The organism is Gynuella sp. (assembly GCF_050297175.1).
Classification (GTDB): Bacteria; Pseudomonadota; Gammaproteobacteria; order Pseudomonadales; family Natronospirillaceae; genus Gynuella.
The window spans coordinates 39473-60099 of sequence record NZ_JBNKSF010000012.1 but is presented as its reverse complement, the minus strand read 5'-3'; the positions used below and the strand labels follow the sequence as shown (position 1 = coordinate 60099).

The 20627-nt window shown below is 50.0% G+C and carries 21 protein-coding genes; 5 read left to right on the top strand and 16 right to left on the bottom strand.

All coding sequences use genetic code 11. The features are described from left to right. Genes ACQY6I_RS04570 through ACQY6I_RS04535 form a run of 8 tightly spaced genes read right to left on the bottom strand, consistent with a single transcriptional unit; the run spans position 1 to position 7935 of the window. Positions 1–489 (bottom strand): hypothetical protein, encoded by a 489-nt coding sequence (locus tag ACQY6I_RS04570; RefSeq protein ID WP_428240292.1) that lies wholly within the window; start codon positions 487–489, stop codon positions 1–3. Continuing rightward, a complete protein-coding gene (locus tag ACQY6I_RS04565; RefSeq protein WP_428240291.1) occupies positions 490–1332 on the bottom strand; it encodes a CheR family methyltransferase in 843 nt (280 codons plus the stop codon). It abuts the gene before it with no gap. Positions 1333–1351: 19 nt separating this feature from the next. Beyond that, the gene (locus ACQY6I_RS04560) at positions 1352–1861 is read right to left on the bottom strand and encodes a chemotaxis protein CheW (protein WP_428240290.1); all 510 of its coding nucleotides are present in this window, start codon (positions 1859–1861) and stop codon (positions 1352–1354) included. A 9-nt stretch (positions 1862–1870) separates the two neighbouring features. Continuing rightward, positions 1871–3832, bottom strand: a complete 1962-nt coding sequence (locus ACQY6I_RS04555; protein WP_428240289.1) for a HAMP domain-containing methyl-accepting chemotaxis protein — start codon at positions 3830–3832, stop codon at positions 1871–1873. 23 nt (positions 3833–3855) lie between these two features. Further along, the gene (locus tag ACQY6I_RS04550; protein ID WP_428240288.1) at positions 3856–6036 is read right to left on the bottom strand and encodes a chemotaxis protein CheA; all 2181 of its coding nucleotides are present in this window, start codon (positions 6034–6036) and stop codon (positions 3856–3858) included. A gap of 19 nt (positions 6037–6055) precedes the next feature. Beyond that, positions 6056–6358 carry an STAS domain-containing protein gene (locus tag ACQY6I_RS04545; RefSeq protein WP_428240287.1) on the bottom strand — a complete coding sequence of 101 codons (303 nt, stop codon included), beginning with the start codon at positions 6356–6358 and terminating at the stop codon, positions 6056–6058. A 22-nt stretch (positions 6359–6380) separates the two neighbouring features. Continuing rightward, positions 6381–6749, bottom strand: a complete 369-nt coding sequence (locus tag ACQY6I_RS04540) for a response regulator (protein WP_428240286.1) — start codon at positions 6747–6749, stop codon at positions 6381–6383. A gap of 13 nt (positions 6750–6762) precedes the next feature. Continuing rightward, the gene (locus tag ACQY6I_RS04535; protein WP_428240285.1) at positions 6763–7935 is read right to left on the bottom strand and encodes a methyl-accepting chemotaxis protein; all 1173 of its coding nucleotides are present in this window, start codon (positions 7933–7935) and stop codon (positions 6763–6765) included. Between the two features lie 410 nt (positions 7936–8345). Here ACQY6I_RS04535 and ACQY6I_RS04530 point away from each other — a divergent pair, with 410 nt between their 5' ends. The 3 genes from ACQY6I_RS04530 to ACQY6I_RS04520 are packed head-to-tail and all read left to right on the top strand — an operon-like array spanning position 8346 to position 11021. Further along, entirely contained in the window at positions 8346–9320 is a 975-nt protein-coding gene (locus tag ACQY6I_RS04530) for a rhodanese-related sulfurtransferase (RefSeq protein WP_428240284.1), read from the top strand. Between the two features lie 16 nt (positions 9321–9336). Next, positions 9337–9930 carry a hypothetical protein gene (locus ACQY6I_RS04525; protein ID WP_428240283.1) on the top strand — a complete coding sequence of 198 codons (594 nt, stop codon included), beginning with the start codon at positions 9337–9339 and terminating at the stop codon, positions 9928–9930. Further along, positions 9930–11021, top strand: coding sequence for a rhomboid family intramembrane serine protease (locus tag ACQY6I_RS04520; protein ID WP_428240282.1), 1092 nt, complete (start codon positions 9930–9932; stop codon positions 11019–11021). Before ACQY6I_RS04525 ends, ACQY6I_RS04520 begins: the two co-directional genes overlap by 1 nt. Positions 11022–11034: 13 nt before the next feature. Here ACQY6I_RS04520 and ACQY6I_RS04515 read toward each other — a convergent pair whose 3' ends face one another. Together ACQY6I_RS04515 and ACQY6I_RS04510 are read right to left on the bottom strand one after the other, a co-directional pair. Then, the gene (locus ACQY6I_RS04515) at positions 11035–11409 is read right to left on the bottom strand and encodes a DUF6164 family protein (RefSeq protein ID WP_428240281.1); all 375 of its coding nucleotides are present in this window, start codon (positions 11407–11409) and stop codon (positions 11035–11037) included. Beyond that, positions 11409–12338 carry a DUF808 domain-containing protein gene (locus ACQY6I_RS04510; protein WP_428240280.1) on the bottom strand — a complete coding sequence of 310 codons (930 nt, stop codon included), beginning with the start codon at positions 12336–12338 and terminating at the stop codon, positions 11409–11411. The genes ACQY6I_RS04515 and ACQY6I_RS04510 overlap by 1 nt, the downstream gene beginning before the upstream one ends. A gap of 118 nt (positions 12339–12456) precedes the next feature. Between ACQY6I_RS04510 and ACQY6I_RS04505 the strand changes: the two genes are divergently transcribed. Together ACQY6I_RS04505 and ACQY6I_RS04500 are read left to right on the top strand one after the other, a co-directional pair. Beyond that, positions 12457–12834: a hypothetical protein gene (locus tag ACQY6I_RS04505; RefSeq protein WP_428240279.1), complete on the top strand. Its 378-nt coding sequence runs from the start codon at positions 12457–12459 to the stop codon at positions 12832–12834. Between the two features lie 221 nt (positions 12835–13055). Next, entirely contained in the window at positions 13056–13718 is a 663-nt protein-coding gene (locus ACQY6I_RS04500; RefSeq protein WP_428240278.1) for a hypothetical protein, read from the top strand. Positions 13719–13824: 106 nt separating this feature from the next. On the opposite strand, the gene ACQY6I_RS04495 is transcribed toward ACQY6I_RS04500, so the two are convergent. From ACQY6I_RS04495 to ACQY6I_RS04470, 6 genes are read right to left on the bottom strand one after another with little or no spacing between them, the layout of a single operon-like run. Further along, the gene (locus ACQY6I_RS04495; protein WP_428240277.1) at positions 13825–15198 is read right to left on the bottom strand and encodes a DUF58 domain-containing protein; all 1374 of its coding nucleotides are present in this window, start codon (positions 15196–15198) and stop codon (positions 13825–13827) included. Next, the gene (locus tag ACQY6I_RS04490; protein WP_428240276.1) at positions 15195–16187 is read right to left on the bottom strand and encodes an AAA family ATPase; all 993 of its coding nucleotides are present in this window, start codon (positions 16185–16187) and stop codon (positions 15195–15197) included. Before ACQY6I_RS04490 ends, ACQY6I_RS04495 begins: the two co-directional genes overlap by 4 nt. Further along, positions 16184–17401, bottom strand: a complete 1218-nt coding sequence (locus tag ACQY6I_RS04485; RefSeq protein ID WP_428240275.1) for a DUF4350 domain-containing protein — start codon at positions 17399–17401, stop codon at positions 16184–16186. The genes ACQY6I_RS04490 and ACQY6I_RS04485 overlap by 4 nt, the downstream gene beginning before the upstream one ends. Beyond that, complete coding sequence (locus tag ACQY6I_RS04480) at positions 17391–18893, bottom strand: hypothetical protein (protein ID WP_428240274.1); 1503 nt, start codon at positions 18891–18893, stop codon at positions 17391–17393. Before ACQY6I_RS04480 ends, ACQY6I_RS04485 begins: the two co-directional genes overlap by 11 nt. Beyond that, positions 18880–19848, bottom strand: coding sequence for a stage II sporulation protein M (locus ACQY6I_RS04475; RefSeq protein ID WP_428240273.1), 969 nt, complete (start codon positions 19846–19848; stop codon positions 18880–18882). Before ACQY6I_RS04475 ends, ACQY6I_RS04480 begins: the two co-directional genes overlap by 14 nt. Further along, on the bottom strand, positions 19845–20606 hold the full coding sequence (locus ACQY6I_RS04470; protein WP_428240272.1) for an RDD family protein: 762 nt from the start codon (positions 20604–20606) through the stop codon (positions 19845–19847). Before ACQY6I_RS04470 ends, ACQY6I_RS04475 begins: the two co-directional genes overlap by 4 nt. Between the last annotated feature and the right edge of the window lie 21 nt (positions 20607–20627).

Here is a 20627-nt window from a genome sequence, read left to right as displayed (position 1 = left end):
TTATCCTGGTTGTGTCAGTCTATTGGTCTGTACCCATACATCACCACTCCATAATTCCAGAAACAATTTGCGATGACCGTTGCCGCCCACATCGCAGGCTTTGATTTTGAAGCCGTATTGTTGCAGCAGTTTTTTTCCGATGTTGATATTCGCCCACGGGATACCGCTTTCAGTGGTTCCCCGCTGATTGTCCGGAATCATACTGCCACCGCCGAACAGTTTGACTTCATAGTCAGTGCTGTGGGTTTTCCGTTTTTCGATGGCTTTCAAGAACAGCTGGATGGCTTCATCGGCAAAATGCCCGGCTGACAAATGCTGGTTACGTCCGCGGGTTGGCAGCATGTAATGACACATACCGCCAATCAGCAGTTGTGGATGCCAGAGAGTGATGGCGACACAGGAGCCAAGCAGAGTGTGGATACAGGTTTTACCGTCTCCAAAATAAAATTCCCCGGGGTTTAGAAAAATATTGAGAACATTCTGATCCATTTATTTCGCCTTGACGTAGATCGACGGAGAGACCAGCTGGAGCGCATTGGTGATTCCATTGAGACTTTCAGAATGACCAATCATCAGGAATCCTCCCGGGTTCAGTTGCTGGAGTAATAAGGCCAGCACTTGACGCTTGGTATCGTTGTTGAAATAGATCATGACATTCCGCAGAAATATCACATCAAAGCGTCCCAGTCTGGTCAGGTTCTGTTTGAGATTGGCGTGCAGGAACGATACTTTCCGGCTCAGTACCGGTTGTATCAGAAACGTACCTTCCTGACTGCCAATCCCTTTCAGACAGTACTTCTTCAAATAGTTTAGTGGAATATCCCGACTTCGGGACATGGGATATTGCGCTTTACGGGCGGTATTGAGAACCCGGGTGCTGATATCCGTGCCGACGATTTCCCATTTATCCGTGAGTGCATATTCAGACAGGGTCATGGCCAGCGAGTAGGCCTCCTCACCGGAGGAGCTGGCAGCGCTCCAGATTCGTTTATTACCACTGTGCCAGTTGGGCAGGATCTGGTGCTGGAGAAACTCAAAGTGTTTTTTTTCCCGAAAAAAGAACGTCTCATTGGTGGTCAGCATATCCACTGCGTTTTGGAGTTCATCATTGCCGGGTGTTTTGAGTAGAACAAAATACTCCCGATAACTGGCCATGCCAAAGTACTTGACCCGTTTCAGTAGCCGGGCAGCTACCAGAGCTTTTTTGGCGTTTGAAAGGCTGATACCGGCAACGTCGTAAATCATCTGCCGGAAGAGTTTGAACTCCTCGTCAGTCAGCGCTGGCGGCTTGTAATTCGTAGCAATTTCCATGGCTTGTATTTCTGTTTCCATAATCAGGCTAACTATGAGGTCAAGTGTGATCGCAGATCTGAGCCAGTTCCTCAATCGATAAGACATTGTGAACATTCAACAGAATCACGAACCGACCATTCACTTTGCCTATTCCGTCCAGAAAGTCTGCTCGGAGTTTTACCCCAAAACCGGGTGGCGGTTCGATGTCTGTTTCGGCAATGTCGGTAACTTCTGATACTGCATCGACCATGACACCGATACACTGATGCTCATCAGGATCACCGACTTCCACAATCACAATGCAGGTGCGTTTGCCGGTGGTGCTTCGCTGGCCGCTCAGGCGGGCACCCAGATCAATGATTGGCACTACGGCGCCTCGCAGATTGATCACCCCGCAGACAAACTCCGGCATCATTGGCACCGTGGTAACCCGGCCCCATTCCAGAATCTCTTTGATCTGCAGTATGCCGATGGCAAACATTTCCTCATTAACCTGAAAGGTCAAAAACTGGGACGGATCAGCACTGATCTGTTGTTTGCTATCAGACTGATGAGCAGACTGACTCATGGTTGGCTCCTAAAACTTTACAAACTCGCGCAGGGCATGATCCGGATCCGGCTCTGGGTGATGATCAGCTATGGCAGATTTGTGAGGTTTGGTTTTGCTGCTTGGTTGCCGTTTTTGCGGAGGGTTGCCACGGCTGTTCTGGGCAAGGTTGAAGTATTCCATTAACTCCTGCAGCTGTTCTGCCTGACCGCTCAGTTCTTCTGCGGTTGCTGCCAGCTCTTCTGAGGCTGAGGCACTTTGTTGAGTGACTTTGTTCAGCTGCTCCATGGCGTTGGCGATTTGTGATACCCCGGATGCCTGTTCTTCTGATCCGGCACTGATTTCCTGTACCAGGTCGGAGGTTTTACGGATGGACGGGACAATTTCATCGAGCAGTGACCCGGCTTTTTCGGCCAGATCAACACTGGAGCCAGCGACCTCACTGATTTCCTGGGCAGCGACCTGTGAACGTTCGGCCAGCTTACGGACCTCTGCAGCCACTACGGCAAAACCCTTGCCATGATCACCTGCACGGGCTGCCTCAATAGCTGCATTCAGTGCCAGCAGGTTAGTCTGGTAGGCAATGTCATCAATGATACTGATCTTCTCGGCAATGGCTTTCATGGCCAGGACGGTCTGACGCACGGCCTCGCCACCTTCGTCTGCCTCTCGGCTGGCTTTGGAGGCAATACCGTCAGTAACTTTGGCATTCTCGGTATTCTGGTTGATTGAGGCGGACATCTGCTCGACCGATGCTGATGTCTCCTCGACGCTGGCCGCCTGCTCACTGTTGCCCTGGCTCATACTCTGGGCTGTGGCGGAAACTTCTTCCGAGGCGCTGGAGAGGTTGCTGGCGGCACTGCGTACTTCGCTGATGATGTCGGACAGTTTATCCACCATGACTTTCATCGCTGCCAGAAGACTGGTGTTGTCGCCTCGACGCAACTGGATCTGAGTGGACAGATTCCCTTCTGCAATCTTGCTGACCATTTCGGCGGCATAACCAGGTTCTCCACCAATCTGACGCATAACACTGATGCCAATCCATAGACCAGCCCCTGCTGCCATCAGGAGAGCAACGGCACTGAATATTTCAACGGTTAACACGGCTCGGTCATTGGAAGATTGTACTCGTGGCCCCAGTTCATCCTGCTCTTCTCGAATGCTCTCTTTCAGCTTTTCGGCAATTTCAACAATTTCAATGCCGGCGATGTCCAGTTTTTCTGCTTTTAGGGTATTACGTGTGTGAATGGCATTGACGATTTCCTCAAATCCGGCGGCGTATTTTTCTGCTACCAACTGAATTTCACGCAGCGGCGAACGCAGAGTCGGGTTGACCAGATCTTTGTCCAGTTTTTCAAGCTCCTGTAGAAATAGAGCAAACTCTTTTCTGGCCCGGTCTGCAGAATCGTCATTGTTGCTCTCCAGAAATTTGACAATGTAGAGCCTGGCCAGCAACAAATTGTGCATGGCGGCAGAGGCATCAAAGGAAGTGGTAATGTCATTATTGTTCTGAGCACCGTCCATAATGCGGCTGAGATTTTCTTCCATGGTCGCGCCCTGTTTATTCAACTGGGTATTGAGCAGATCGTCCCGGTGTTTCATCAGTTCGACGATTTCCAGAAAGGTTGCCTGATACTCTTTGCTGAGTTCGGTCATCTGGACGAAAGCCTTGCGTTCCTCTTCGTTGCTGGTGGTTTCCAGAGATTCTTCCAGAATATCGCTGCTTTGACGATAAAGGTCCTCCTGTTGACGCAGAAGCACGGGATCCGCACTCACATAATAACGCAGTACGGCCAAACGCATTGCCAGCATCTGGGCTTCGACCCGGCTGGCGTTGTTGCTGTTTTTGGCCAGCTCGCGGTAATCGGTAAAACCGTTGGATGCAGTCGTTAATGCGTTATAGGACACAAGCGCCACGATGCACAGCAATACTACTATGACGCCGATCCCGAGGGTCAACCGCACACTCAATTTCATATTGTTTAACATAGCTGATCTCCGCTATTTACCTGTTAATGCATGGTTTGTTTCGGCAGCGCATACGCTGTGTTTTCCAATGCAGTGATTTGTTGTATCAGTCCTGGCACATCAATGATCAGTGCCACGTCGCCGTTACCCAGAATGCTGGAACCGCTGATCCCTTTCAGATGGCTAAAGATTTTGCCAAGGGGTTTGATGACGGTTTGAAATTCGCCCATCAAACGGTCAACCACCAACCCGGCTTTGACTCCGGCGTAGTTGACTACGACAACACTTTCGCGTTCAGGAGGCTTACCGTTGATGGCGAACATGTCGCGTAGTCGGACATAAGGCAGCACTTCGCCACGGAGATCGAGATAATCCCGATCAGAGTCTGTGGTGCCAATGTTGTTTGTCAGCTCGATACACTCGATGACGATGTCCAGAGGGACAACGAACGAGGACTGCCCGACGCCAACCATGAAGCCATCGATAATAGCCAGGGTGAGGGGTAAACGGATCTGAAATACAGTGCCTTTGCCGGCCTCGCTATTGACTTCCACACTGCCTCGTAGAGCGCTGATATTGCGTTTCACCACATCCATACCGACACCACGTCCGGAAAGATTGCTGACGGTTTCGGCGGTGGAGAAGCCGGGTTCAAAAATTAGTTTGAACAACTCAGAGTTGTCCGGTGGTTGGTCGGCGCTGACCAGACCCGAACGAATGGCTTTCGCCAAAATCCGCTCACGATCCAGCCCTCCACCGTCATCGGAGATTTCGATCACAATACTGCCGGAGTCGTGATAGGCATTCAGTTGTACGGTTCCGGTGGCCGGTTTTCCGGCCGCGATTCTTGTTTCGGGAGGTTCTATGCCGTGATCGATGGAATTGCGGACCAGGTGCATTAACGGATCACCGATTTTTTCTACCACGGTTTTGTCCAGTTCTGTATCCGCACCGGTAATCACCAGCTTGATGTCTTTGTTCAGTTCTTTGGAGACATCGCGTACCACCCGATGAAAGCGGTTGAATGTGCCGCCGATCTGTACCATTCGCAGCTGCAGGGCAGAATCGCGTACTTCTTCTACCAGCCGGGTCAGGGTGGACATGGATTCCAGCAGTTCTGTGTCACCATTGTTTACGGCATTCAGCGACGCACCGGCACCGGCAATCACCAGCTCTCCCACCAGGTTAATCAAATGATCGAGTTTGTCGGCATCAACACGGATGGACTGGTTTTCACTGCTGCCCCTAACCGCTGTGGGTTTTGCTGTGTTCTGTGCCTGAGGAACCGGCTCCGGTTTATCGATGGCTGATGGTATTTCCTGGCTGGGTGTGGCCACAGACTCATCGGTGACTGCCGGTGGAGCTATCAGGGTATCGGCTTCTGCGCGGGTCAGGGATTCACATTGCACCAGCAGATTGATCAGATCGTCGTCGTTTTCCGGTAACTCGCGGATTAATCGGGCAAAGTCATCCAGATCCGCATGGGGTGGAAGCACACAGACATGGCTGTCCTGGCGGATAAATTCAAACACCTCTTCAATGACGTTTTGGCTGGCATCGCTCTGATAACTGAGCTCAAAACCAAGGTAACAACTCTCCGGATCCATCTTGTCAAAATCAGGCATGTTGTGATTAATGAGTTGTATCCGGTTGATTTCGCCAAGGGTTCCGAGATAGTGCAGAAAAGATAACGGATCCATACCATCGCGCAATGAATCGAGGCCGAAACGTAAGGAAATATGCCATAGCTCAGAATGGGTTGGGCGATCTTGTGAGGCAGGGTTAGACGATGGTTTGTCAGCTGGCGCCGGTGTCGGTGTATCTGTCGGTTTCGATGCATAAGTCTGTTGCAGCTGCGAGATCAAATCGCTGCCCTGTTGTTGCAGTTCGGGACTCAAAGCTTCAGCGCCGGTTTCCAGGTCATCAATCAGGCGGCCGATGTGGTCACTGCATTGCAACAACAAGGCAACAAGGTTTTCAGTGATGGATGTTTCACCGGTACGACATTGGTCCAGAAGCGTTTCAACATGGTGGGTGAAAGCAACAATACCATCGAGGCCAAACAGACCGGCGGAGCCTTTGATGGTGTGGGCTGCCCGAAAAATGCTGTTGAGAGATTCTGTCTGATCAGCCATGCCTTCAATCCGCAACAGAATGTCTTCCATCTCCTGGAGCATTTCCCGGCTTTCGGCTATATAGGTTTTCAGTGCGGCATCTAGGTTCATGGGATACCTCTGCTAGGGCTCAGGATTCTGACTGAGACAAATATGACTGCAGTCCGAGTGTGGCAAAGGCGTCTGTTACACAGTCGTGCGGATGAGTCAGCGTCAGAGAATACTGATGTTTGAGACGGTTGTTATGCAGCACGAGCAGTAACTGGATGCCAGCGCTGTCGATCTCGTTAACGGCACTCAGGTCAAGTGTTATGTTGTGTGCATCAGCCAGCATTGCCGCGATCTTTTCTTTCAGCTCCAGAATCGTATAAATAGTCATTTCGCCGCTGATCGCAGCTTGGCAGTGGTCTTCTTTAAAAGCATACTCAAACATGCTGATTTGCCCTTAGATATGACTACAGTTGAACCAGTTTGGCGACTGCAGCGAGCATCGTCTGTGGCTGGAATGGTTTGACTACCCAGGCCTTGGCCCCGGCCGCCTGTCCTTCGGCCTTTTTGGCCGCTTGTGATTCAGTCGTTAACATGATGACGGGAGTAAATTTATAGCGAGGCATTTTTTTAACTTCCTTTAAAAATGTAATGCCGTCCATATTGGGCATGTTGACGTCGCTGATTATCAGGTGAACTCGTCCCCCAGTGAGTTTTGATAATGCGTCTTTGCCGTCACAGGCTTCGATAACATCATAACCGCTGCCTTTCAGAGCAATACTGACAACCTGACGCAGAGATGCGGAGTCGTCGACTATCATGATGGTTTTGGACATGGATTCTCCCTAATTAAAAAAAGGTAATATCTTGAGCCTTATCGTGGCTGGAATGCTGGCCCTGATGATTAATGTGCTGTTCGAGCATGGCGTAGCTGCTTTCCATATCTTCCAGCCAACGGTCGACATCAATCACCACAGCTGTTGGTTCATCCCGTTGCTCCAGTACCTGTTCCAGGTTTTCGAGGTTTCCACAGACTTGACTCAAAATCTGGCTGATGCGGTCCTGAAACTGTAGGGCGACCAACATATCTTCAATTTCTTCGCGAATGCCCTGACTTTCCTGCTGCATGATTTCGGTGGAATGTTTCAGGGTTTCAACAATATTGGTAAACGTGTTAATTACCTCACCGACACTGGCTTCTGATCTTGTCAAAACGGCCCCGTCTTCAACGGTTGCCTGTTCCGCAACCTGAAAAGCTTTGCTGATAGCATCGTTGATCGTATTGACCTTAACTGTCATTTCTCTGCCGGTTTCACTGGATAATGTCGATAATTTTCGTACTTCGTCCGCCACCACCGCAAAACCGCGCCCTGCTTCACCGGCCCTTGCAGCTTCAATGGCGGCGTTAAGTGCCAGCAGATTAGTCTGTTCGGCAATGGCGCCTACCTGGGCAGCCATTTGTTTCAGCTCTTCGGTATAACTGGTCAGTATCCGCATTTCGTTCAACATATGACTGCGGCCTTCCTGGGTGCTACGCAAAGAGGTAATGACTTCCTGAAGTTGTGTTTCAGCGGTTTGAAAGGTGTTGGCCATCTGGCTGTCAGAACCCTGTTCGCCGCTGATTTCACGGGAATTTTCCAGCGTTGTATTGAGGCGTTGTACCAGGGTGCCAAAACGGTTGGTCAGGTCGGTAATTGATTCTTCTGTCTGGTTCCGCGCTGATTCAATATGACGGCTCCAGATTGGCAAGGTTTGTTCACATAAATGCCATAGAGACAGATATACCGGTGTTTTGTCGACGGAGGTTTCCTGCTGGGCTTGTTCCTTCAGTGCTGAAATCAGTCTGGCATGAGCATTAAAACTCCAGTGACCGATCGTCACACCGGCAATGATTAATATCAATGCCAGAAGTACGGTCATGATGGTCAGATTGGCGACCAACATAACCGTGCCGGCTGAGGCAAAAGCTAGCAGAACCGGCAATATCCAAAAAAAACTGGAAGTTTGAAGGCGCGATTGCATGAACAACTATCCTCGAATGATCTCTATATCCATTGACTAACTATTGTGATTCAACAACTTATGCCGGTTAGGGAGTATCTTGCCGGATCTTACTACTCTTTAGAGTTGAATTTTTTTCAGAAACAAAACAATGAATCTAGTTTTAACTCTAGTTCAGTTCCGGTCTAAGTCAATTTCAGTTCCGGTAAAAAATGATGCTTTGACGAATTATGTAAATGGCTGGCCAGGGCGTGGTTGTGCGGCTGCGTGAGTTAGCGGTTTTTTTTGACTTTGACGCTTTTTTGCCGTACTGGTTTTTTTTGCATCACAGTCGGGTCGTTGGTAAATTTGCCGCCCTTTTAATAATTAATCCGTTTCCGTGCGGATTCGCTTCCGGTTTGCGACCGGATTTGCAGAGCAGGTTAAAGATAATGAACCAGATAGTTGTATGTGCACTCTATAAGTTTGTCACTTTCGAAGATTATGAAGCCCTGCAGCAGCCGCTGCTCGACCAGATGCAGGCATCGGGTGTCAGAGGTACGTTGATCCTAGCCCGCGAGGGTATTAACGGTACTGTGGCTGGAACCCGTCAAGGTATCGACGAACTGCTGGCTTTTTTGCGTCAGGACAGCCGTCTTGGCGACCTTGACTGGAAAGAATCATATGATCAGTCCATGCCGTTTTATCGCACCCGTGTGAAACTAAAAAAAGAAATTGTCACGATGGGGGTCGAAGGTATCGACCCCAGAAAAGTAGTGGGTACTTATGTTAAGCCGGAAGACTGGAACGATCTGATCAGTGACCCCGAGACGCTGGTCATCGACACCCGTAATCAATATGAATATGACATCGGCAGTTTTAAAAATGCTGTGAACCCGGCAACGGAAACGTTTCGCGAGTTCCCTCAATATGTGCAGCAGAACCTGGATAAGAGCAAACATAAGAAAGTGGCAATGTTTTGCACCGGGGGCATTCGTTGTGAAAAATCGACCGCTTATTTGAAAGAGCAGGGATTTGATGAGGTCTATCATTTACAAGGCGGTATTCTTAAATACCTGGAAACGGTTCCTGAAGAACGGTCTTTATGGCAGGGAGACTGTTTTGTATTTGATAACCGGGTGTCAGTGACTCACGGTTTAAAAATTGGCGAATATGATCTGTGTCACGCCTGTCGCCTGCCCATCACCGCAGCAGAACGGCAGCATCCGCACTTTGAGTCTGGGGTCAGTTGTCGGCACTGTTACGGGAAAACCTCTGAGCAACAGAAACAGCGGTTTCGTGATCGTGAAAAACAGCAACAACTGGCGCAAAAACGTGGTGAAACTCATATCGGTTCGGATGCTAATGAATTCGGCCGGAAACACCGGCAGCAGAAAAGAGAGAAGAAACTCAATCAGCAAAAATAAATAAAGGATGATAACAATGGTAGGCGTAATTTTTCGATTGTTTGCGGGAACGATTCTGGATTTTTCCAAACGGGACAACGTATTTTTCTGGATAAGCCAAATGGCTGTAGTGGTGTCGACCATCATCGGTGTCTATCTGGCGACTTCAGAAGGGCTTAAAAGTGCGGTGGAATTTCACAGCATCACCAGCCTGGAAAAGAAGTACTACACTCTCAATGCACTGCATCAAGAGCTTGCCAGTAACAATGATTTGATGCGCCAATATGTTAATCGTTTTTTAAATAAGGATGATAACGGTAAGGTGGTGTCTCACAACGGTGTTACTGCATTGCCGGAGCTGAACCTGTTTGTTTGGGACACTATGTCCAATTCATCAGACACATTGGATCTGCCGGTCGATATCCTGCGCGACGCCAACCGCTATTATCTGCAATTGGCGGATATTACTGAGTCTTTGAAACACAGTAGCGGCTATGAAACGCTACGTAATGGTAGTGCGTTGGAGCACTTGACGATAGAGGCTCAGGAAAAACTGTTGAGCAGAATAGAGCATCAGCTGGCTGAGTATCAGCAACGGCTGAAAGCATTCAAGAATTTGGGGAAATATTAATGAGTAATATGATGTGCCCGGCCTGTGGAACGCCTACCCTGGTAACGGAGTATATTTTCGATCAGGAAATCGAACGCTGCTCAAGTTGTGCCGGCAGTTGGTTTGATGAGCATGAGTTAAACCAGGTGATTTCGGATCAGGACCCTGACGTGGACCAACATGATCTGCGCCAGTATCTCGGTAGTCCTGTCGGTACCAGTCAGCGTCATTGTCATCGCTGTGAAATACCGCTGCATACATTTAAATTGCTGAAAAACTACCCGGTGGAAATTGATTGCTGCCCCCGTTGTGATGGTGTCTGGATTGATCATCATGAAGCTGAGCAGGTTCGGCATTCGATTGAATTGCACTCCGCTTTGCAACGTATCCATCAGAAAGTGACCTGGAAGTCATGGTTGTTTCAATTGCTGTTGCAGGTGCCGGTTGAATACAACGTCAAAACGAAATCATTTCCCTGGATGACCCTGTCGCTGCTGGTGCTGAATATTGTTCTGTTTTTGCCGTCTCTGCTGGCTCCGGAACTGGCTGATTGGTTATATGAAAACTTTGCCGTTTTTGTGCCGCTGGAGAATAGCAACCAACTGATATGGTCTGTAGTGACCTGCCAGTTTTTACATGGCGGTCTGTTGCATCTGTTTGGAAATATGTATTTTCTCTGGATTATCGGTGACAACATCGAAGATGTGCTCGGTCCGTGGCGTTATTTGGGGCTTTATCTGCTCACCGGTCTGGCCGGAATCGGGCTGGAAGTCATCATTGCTGTTGTCAGTGGTACACAGATGTCTCTGGTAGGGGCGAGTGCGGCGATCGCCGGATTGTTTGGCATGTACATGATCTGGTTTCGTCATGCCAAACTCAGTTACCTGTTTGTGTTGTATCAGGCACGGCTCAGTGTGTTCTGGTTCTTCGCAATCTGGCTGGGCCTCAATATCTTCGGGTTGCTTAGGGGCGACGGCAGTGTCGCCTACTGGGCGCATATTGGCGGCTTTGTCGCCGGACTGCTGGTCGGTTGGAGCTTGCGCCGTTGGGTTCTTGACCGGCAACCGTTACTGCGTATGCTGCAAACACCAGCCGTTCCATTAAAACAGTGAAAGCCGGGTGTCGTTAAAGCTGGATTCCTGAAAACAACCAGAAAGGGACGACACTCAGAGCCATCATGATAATCACCGCCAGCAGGTACATGACGAATACTACCGGCTGGCGGCGAAACCCCAACCACAAATTACCCAGAAACCCTCGTTTGTGAACAGCCTGACGTTCTTCATGAAGACGTTCATAGCGTTCCTGCTGCCAGTGGTTGATGAGTTCACGGGCGTGGTCAAACTGATCATTGTTACTCAGCCAGATAGCGGCCAGTGAAATGTTCCAGCGACCGGCGCTGGTTTCGTAAAACTCAATTTCATGCTGACGCAACAAATCACGCACTTCTTCGGCTTCATCATCCGGTACATTATTAAGACGAAATACCAGTCTGGCCATTAGTGCGACTTCCCGAACCAACGGCCAATCAGCTGTTCTACAAGCAAATACACCAGACCGCCGGCCGCCAGACCGATAGCACAGTTGATCAGGCTTGGTAACAATCCACCAACGATCATGCCAATCGCTGGTAACGAATGGGTAGAGGCCGAGACAGAGTGGAGTACTTCAGCCAAGCCAGGCAGGCCATGGGAGAGAATGCCGCCCCCGACCAGAAACATAGCAACGGTGCCGGCAATGGAGAGGGTTTTCATCAGATATGGCGCCAGTTTCAAGAGAAAACGACCGAACCATGCACGTAACCCAGTGGCACCACCACTGATCAGAAACAGGCCCGCATCATCGATTTTGACAATGGCGGCGACCAGGGCATAAACACCGAGAGTCATGACAAACGCAATGCCCGCGACCACTCCGACCTGAGTTATGAAAGGTGCACCCTGAACCGTGCCGAGAGCAATAACGACAATTTCGGCGGAGAGAATAAAGTCTGTCCGAATGGCTCCTTTGACTTTGTTCTTCTCATAGGCGACCAAATCTATGTCTGGTTGCTGCAATACCTGTTGTCGTTGCTGTTTATGCTCCGCGTCAGGTGTGTGAAATAAATGCCAGACCTTTTCAAATCCTTCAAAACAAAGGTATGCACCACCCAGCATTAATAATGGTGTAATCAACCAGGGAGCCACTGCAGAAATGAGTAGTGCCGCGGGTACCAGAATCACTTTGTTCAATAATGATCCTTTGGTGACCGCCCAAACCACTGGTAATTCCCGGTCAGCTTTGACACCCGTCACCTGTTCGGCATTCAATGCCAGGTCGTCGCCCAGTACGGCCGCTGTCTTCTTGGCGGCGACTTTGGACATTACGGCAATATCATCAAGTAACGTGGCAATATCATCAATGAGTGCCAATAAACTGCTTCCCGCCAACGCCATCTTCCTCTTTGCTGTTTTTGAAAGAGGCGGATCATAACATTGCCGGTAGTTTGCTCCTATGGTTGGATGTCGGTATTGTGCCGTGGTTATTTCCTAAACCATTGTGTGTCTCATGATATTCACCGACTCTTCAGACATTATCGTTAGCAGCCAGTTAGCGTCGGTTCGCGGACAAACCGTTGAACTGCTTTATTTTCGTAATGAACAGGTTCTGATGTTAACCACCAGCACCTTATGTTTGTATCGACATGAACGGTTCATCGCAGATGAGCTGGGTAATGGTTTGCTGGCTTACGTGAAGTTGCCCGCTGAACATCTTCTGGCGCAACACCAAGACCATTTTGTCGCAGAGTTACAGGCCGGTTATGTGGGGCTGGTGGATGGCAAAGCCTTGCTGATCACGCCGGTGGCGATACAACTTTTCCCGAATAAAACCGATGCATTGTATAACCGTGATGAGATCTGTCGATTAAACCTTTCGGAGAAATGATTTGGGTTGCAAAACGTGATCTGCAACTAATTCACTATCTGAATTTCGCCTCGTTTGTCTACGCTATACTGACTGATAGTACAAGTGCCTGCCGGTTTCCCGCTATGGGAACTCAGGAGTTAATATGGACAGACAGAAGGACATATATAATGAATGATGTATATTCGACCCCGCAATCGGATCTGACGCCGGATCGTGGCAATCGCCCAAAATGGGGGTCAGTGGAAGACGGTATCAGCGGTAACTACGAGTTTACGATAGGAGGGCTGATCAGCGAAGCCTGGCAAAGAACCAAGGGTGCCAAGCTTACGATTAATCTAGCTGTCATCATATATATGGTCATCGTGATTGGATTTAACATCCTGATGCAGGTTGTTATGAGATCAACTGGATCCATCGGACTTATCCTGGTATTGCAGTTAGTCTTTGCCTTCGTCAACCTGGTTTTCGGAATGGGTATGTTTATGATCGGCCTGCGCTTTGCTATTGGAGCTGAAGCTTCTGTGAGTCAGTTGTTCAGTTGCTTTGGCAGAAGCTTGCACATCTTTTTATGTTTAATTCTCATGTATCTGATGATTTTACTGGGGTTCATTCTGTTGATCATTCCCGGCATCTATCTGGGGCTTGCATATTATCTGGCGATGCCACTCGTGGTCGAAAAGAAAATGCCTGTATGGAAGGCAATGGAAACCTCGCGTAAGGCCATCACTAAACGCTGGTTCAGTGTATTTGGTTTGCTCTTCGTTTTGGGCTTTATTAATTTGATCGCGGCAATTCCGGTGGGTATTGGTCTGATTTGGACCTTGCCAATGAGCGTTATCTGTTTCTCAATGTTGTATCGTAATATTTTCGGTTATGAGCAGAGCACATTGGAAGCAGCATGATCTGCAATCCGATGTACCGGATCATTAGATTTACCAAGGTCGCGTGAGCGGCCTTTTTATTATGCGGGCCAGACAAGGGTAGTGTGCATACCGTCGTCGAAAGGCCCTACAGGTAACCCGCCCGTTTGATAGCCAGGTAACGGTTAATGACCTGAGCGGTCAATTGACTGGGTGTACAGTCAGCAAAAAATACTCCTTGTGCCTGCAGACGTTTCTGCAATTGGCGACGCTCGTGCAGGTAATCATTAATGCCGGCATAAATAATCGCCTGATCAAAACTGTGAACCGGCTGCGACAGTGTTTGATCAAGATTTTCCTCACGCAGATTGGCGACCAGCACCAGATGACATTTTTTTAACAGTTTTACCGCATTCAGAATGTCGTCACTATCCTCATCGCGCAGGTTGGTGGTGAGTACCACCAGTGAGCGTTTGCGATGGCGTTGCATCAGTTCACGGGCAGCTTCCAGATAATCGGGGGCGGATTTGTCCGGATAGAAATCATAGAACTGGTTGATCAGCCGGTTGATATTACTGGCACCTTTGATGGCTGACATATGTCGGGTGGCAGCCCCAAAGCTCATCATGCTGACCGAATCACCCTGGCGTAAGGCGATATACGAAAGCATCATCAAACAATTCAGACAGTGGTCAAAGTGAGAGCTCTTACCTTCTCTGGTCAGCATCCTGCGACCAGCGTCCAGCAGTAGAATGATCTGCTGATCACGTTCATCCTGATATTCGCGGGAAATCAGTTTTTGGCGATGGGAGGTGGCTTTCCAGTCAATTTGGCGCAGAGAATCGCCTCGCCGGTATTCCCGTAACTGATGAAAGTCCATGCCCTCACCACGGCGTTGTTTGCGATGGATACCAAGCTGACTGCTCTGATGGTCAACGGCCAGCAACTGATAATCGACCACAGAGGCGAAATCGGGGAATACCTTGACGGATGTTTCAACCGGATGAGATTGCTGCAACTGCCAGAAACCCCAGAGCGAAGCTACTTTTATATCGATGCGATTTAAGGTCAGAGGACCACGGCGACGGGGCTGTAGCTGGTAGCTGACGACGCTTCGATGACCTGGTTGTACCGGTACAGTTAACGGCAGTCCCTCAAAATCACAACTGTCCGGCACGTGATCGAACAGTTGCAATGCTACAGGCCGGGGAAAATTATGTTCCACCGTCAGGGTGACGGTAATCCATTTGTCCAGAGACAGGTTGTGGTTAATTTGTCGTTCAAGCTGGGCCTGCGGCAGTTGCCATGACATCATCAGATCCATTGCCGGAATCACAATGACCAGGGTGAGCAGTACCAACAGGGCATAAAACAACGTGTCATTGATGGGTTGTCCGGCGGCCAGTATCCAGCTGCCCGGCAGTTGCCACAACGTATAACCCTGTATCAGCAACAGTCCGGTGATGATCAGCAAACCGGCATGGAACATACGTTTGCTGGGGTGCAGCGTGCGTCGTGTCATTGACGTGGAGCCCCGGTCTCTTCAAGTAGTCTGTCCAGCACTGTATCAACGTCCATGCCTTCAATTTCCATCTCCGCCGATAGCAACAGACGGTGCCGCAGGACTGCGGGTGCCAGCTTTTTAACATCATCGGGAGTAATAAAGGAGCGTCCGGCCATCATGGCCCGAACCTTGGCGGCACGAATCAGGTTGATACTGCCACGTGGACCCGCTCCCCGGGCGATTCCCGGCCATTCGCGGGTGGAGCGGGTAATTCTGACGGCATAGGAGATGACTTCGTCATCGGCGAGAATCTGCCAGGCAATTTGTTGCCAGTGACTCACTTGTTCAAGCGTAGTCATGGTGTTAATTCGAGCCAGGTAATCGACTGTGGCTCCCTGAGGGTCGGTGACCTGACGGACAATATCCTGCTCATGCTCAAGTTCTGGGAAATCGATTTTCAGCTTCATCAGAAAACGGTCGAGTTCGGCCTCGGGTAGCGGGTAAGTACCTTCCTGTTCGATAGGATTCTGAGTGGCCAGCACCATAAACGGGGTTGGTACTTCGAAAGGCGTTCCGTCGATAGTGACTTGATATTCCTGCATGACCTCCAGCAGCGCCGCTTGGGTTTTGGCGGGTGCCCGGTTGATTTCGTCTGCCAGCAGCAGGTTGGTGAAGACCGGACCTTTGCGGACTTTGAAAGTCTGGGTTTCCATGTGGTACATGGAGTGACCGGTCACATCACTGGGCATAAGGTCAGGCGTGAACTGAACCCGTCCGAATTTACCCTGAAACGCCTTGGCCAAAGCCCGTACCAACATGGTTTTTCCCAAGCCAGGCACACCTTCAATCAGTACATGACCGCCGGCAATAAGAGCAATCAGGGTGTGTTCGATGACATCGGACTGGCCGACAATCGCTTTTTCCAGTTCCGCTTTCAGGCCTGACAGTTGTTCGCTGATAGCTTGGACTTCTTGATCAATAGCGTGATTAATAGGGGCGTCGCTCATAATTTATCCTTTATATGTTGTAGCGCTCTGATGGTATGGGTAAAGCCGGCATGGTCTTTTGGGGCCGGCTGGAATAACGCCACTGCGACGGCGTCTTTGGTTATCCGCAGTTGTTGAGACAGCTGGCGGATTTGTTCGGCTTCGCTAAGCCGGTCAATATGCTGAATACGTTGTCTGAGTAACCCCCGCACCTCGGCCCGCGTCTGCTGTATGAGAGATTCGCCTTTGTCCATCCGCCATAGAAATCCGGCGCTGGCACGAATATGTTCGAGGATTTGCCGCTGGCCGTGATTATCTTCCCTGCGAACCGGACCAAAACGCATCATGCGTGACCATAGCCAGAGCATCAGCAGAATCACAGCTGCAATCACAACAGCGTAAAAATGGCGCCATAAAATCACAAACAGATTCGGATAATCGTGGTTGTAATACACGTGCAGGGTGTTGCCTGAGGTCGGCGCCAGCTGGGCCAGAATATAGGCATGATCAAGGCAGCCAATGGTTTTGTTTTGCCAGAATTTAAAACTGACCAGATAACTGATCATGCCATCACCATACTGATACTGCAGCATGTGATACTGCCCTGGTTCGCCAATCAGGCCGAAGACATCACTGTCACCATCCAGGCTGTCATTAGTGATGAAATCGGCTTCGACCTGATGATCATCGTCTGCGAATGAGAAGGTGTCCTGTGCATACAGGACATCGCAGTGGTTAATCAGGTTCATGCCGGTCAGGTCGTCCAGCGTATCGAGGGTTTCGAGTTGGTCATAATCGAAATCATCGTAGCCGCGAATCCGTTCTACTGAAAACAAATCAAACACAGGATCTCTGACGTGGTCGATATCCTTCAGATAGGGGTTATCTGTGCTGACCATCAGATGACCACCGCCAGCGACCCATGTCAGCAGCGCTTCAGCGCGCCGGTCCGATAATGACCCGTAGGCGTCCATCAACATAATGGTGTCATCGACAGGAATCGTGCTGGCAAGATCCGGTTCATCAAAGGTACGAAAATGGTTCACGGAGGCAAAGCCAATATCCTGGGTCTGCAAAAACTGTTCTGCTGCTAGAAATGGCTGTTGTCGGGCTTTGTTGCTGAAGCCGAGATCGTGTTCCGTTTCGATCCACTCCAGGCTCTGATAGAACACAGTCCCGAGTATTAATAAGACAATCGCCAGTATGACCCAGAGCGGAAAGCGGTTATGGCTCATGAGTTTCTCCCTGACGTTGGCCAAAATGAGCGTTCCATTGCGCACATAACTCATTGAACAGCGTGCTTTCTGGTTGCTGGTGCGCGTAGGCTTGAGTCTGCCAGGCCCGGGTCAGAAGAGCGAAGTAAGTACTCAGCTCATGGCCTTCGCGGGTTGTTACCAGGGCCACACAATCCTCTTCGGTGGCACCCCGGCTCAGACGCAGATCATGATGGTTGACCAGACGTGACAGGCTGCCGCGATACAGCAGGGCCAGGGCTTCTCGATAGGCCTGGCCCTGCCATAAAGAAACAGCTTCAGTGACCAGTTCATCGGGGAGTGACTGTTCACGAATGTCGAGTTCAAACAAATGAGTGGGAGCGGCCCCGATGGACTTATCTTTGCGGGCAGGCAGTGAAATAGTCATCAGGGCATCGCGATAGCGATAGAGTACATACAAAATACAGCTGATCAGCAGTCCCCAAAGCAGGAGTTTAAATATCAGTGCAAGGCTCTCCAGGCCGGAGAAGCCGTCAAAGTCAAAATCCGGAGGTGTAGGGTCATCCAGGTCTTTTTCTTTGCTTTGGTGATCATGCAGAAATTTTGGAATGCGACTGGTTTTCAGGGTATGAAAATCCGGGCCTTGCAGAATGGTCTGAATGTCCTCGCGGGCATTCTCAGGAGTCAATTCTGCTGCCTGAGCTGGCTTTGGTGCGGCGCTAAACATGAGAGTAAGTGCTAGCACTGCCATCAACCCAAGGATTCCTGAGGTGTTATGGCGTTCTGGTTTTGGTTGCATACGCTGCGTCATCTGCTGGAACATGAGCTCTAGATCCCAGCCTTCGAGGATGATGCGGCGGTTCAGATACAGTGCAAACCCACCGGCCACATAAAGTGGGCCGATCAGTATTATGGCAATCATTGAGGCGACGAGTTGTAGAAACGCTGCATCCATCAGATATTTCCAGTCAAATTCTATGTTTTGTGGCAGCACCATCATGATCAGGGCAACCAGCGCGAAGCTGGTAAAACTTTCGATGTGAATACCCACTATCGTCAGCCACGAGGCAGCTGTACCTGTTAGCCCCTGATGCAGTACCTGTAGACGCTTCTTACGGGCCGCTCCCTTCTGGCCTTCCAATTGGATGATTGGCAGATCGAAACTACGGCTGGTGCTCAAGCGCCGCCATGTCAGCGAGGCAAACCACTGTATCCGCATCATTTTGGGGGTGTGTCTCAGTGTTTCGCGAATACCAGGCACCTGTCCGAATACCGCCCGACTGAGAAAATACAACTGACTGCGCTCAAACATGGGCTTGAGCCACCAGATCAGCAGGCCGGCATAATATGGTTCTGGCAACAGCCATGCGCTGATACAGGTTATCGGAACAATCCAGATCAGCCACAGCAGATATAGTTGCCACCACCAGCGTCGGACCAGATGAAAGCCCAGGTCGATGGCTTCGTAGCGATCACGCGCCCGCAGGGTGAAGACAATATCAGCGGGACTCATGTTTACTTCTCCCGGCAAGTGTGAAGTAAGCGATCACCAACAGCCACATTGCTGCACCAACGGAGTATTTGACCGTTGCCGGAAGAGTGTGATCCGAAGACCAGAACGCTTCAATAAATGCAGCGATCAGTAACATGATGGTCATACCATAAAGTATTGGTATGCATTCCCGTGCCGCCTGTTTCAGTGCCTCGGCACGGGTTCTGGCTCCAGGTGACAAAAGTGTGAAACCGAGTTTCATGCCGGCGGCGCCGGCGAAAGTGATCGCCGTTACTTCAAAAGCACTATGGGCGATGACAAACGTCCAGAATGTTTCGTTATAGCCGATTTCGGTCAAATGACCGCCGACAACACCAAAAAACACGCCATTGAACAGCAGAAAAAAAATACTGCCGAGAGCAAAGACAATCCCCGTAGCAAAGGTCCGGAAGGCGATACCGATATTGTTTTGGATATAAAAGCCGAACATTTGCAGATCCGTTGAGGACTCCCGTTTCTTACCCAGGGATTCTGAGCTGGGGTCATACATGGATTCATATTCACTCAATTGATGGGAATCGATGACCAGGTAAACCAGATCCGGTTCCACTTGAATAGCGCCGATCAGCAGAATGGCCGGCAAGTACATTAATAGGGTGGCGACCATCACGTAGCGCCATTGTGTGCGGATCGATTGTGGAAACTGAACTGCCAGAAAATGGCTCAGACTCAGCCAGAAATAGCTTGGACGTTTATGCAGCATCTGGTGACCGCGAAGCATCAGATCATTCAGATAGACAATCAGATGCTGCGAGTAACCACGATGACGGGCAATCGCCAGATGCTGACAAAGGCGTCGGTAATGACTGGCAAATTGCCTGAAGGAATCCCGGTGACCCTGCTCGAGGTTTTCCAGCTGGGTGCTGAAACTTTGCCAGAAGGGTTGGTTATGTTGTTCAAATACTTCCTGCTTCACGATGACTCCGTAACGTCCCTGGAGGTGGATGGATCATTTGATTCACCAGGTTTCCGGCCCAGCAGATAATTGGCCATCTGATCGAGTGTTTCGACTGCCTGCTGGTCCTGTTCGTTTAAAACCGGGGTGAGAATATTGGCCAGCTCCTGACGGCGGGCCGAAGACAGTACCTGCGCCCGCTGGGCAAACTGCACCACTGCCTGCTGTTCCGCTGTCGTGAGGGCAAAAGAGGGCGCTTTAACCCCAGAAGTGGTTTCGACCGCAGTATTTTTGACGGTTGTCATTCTGACCACCAGGGTTCCGGCGGCCAGGTCTCCTAATCGTTTGAACTGGCCATTACAGACCATGCTGATCATACCGAGCAGATAGAACATCGGCAGAATATCCGCCGCCCGTAGCAGATTGCGCAACAATGATGAAGAGAAGGTTATTGGGCTGCCATCGTCATGTATGACGTACAGCTTGAACCATTTTTTTCCAGGCGTGGCACCCTTGGTCAGTTCAAAAAATACCGGATAAAACCATTCCAGCAGGAAATAAATCACCAGGGCAATACCGGTCCCTGCTTCGCCCAGAAACGCGAGTATCAGCATGGTCAGAGCAATGACCAGCACGCGAATAAGGAAGTCGGCGGTGTAGGCCAGTGATCTCGACACCACTCCTGCCGGTGTAACGGTAAAATCAACTCCCTCCGGAGTTTCAACTGCAATCGTAGTATCGAGTAGCATCCTGGCCTTGTGTAGATCTGAAAAGAGCATTGCATTTTATCGCGTCAGGCG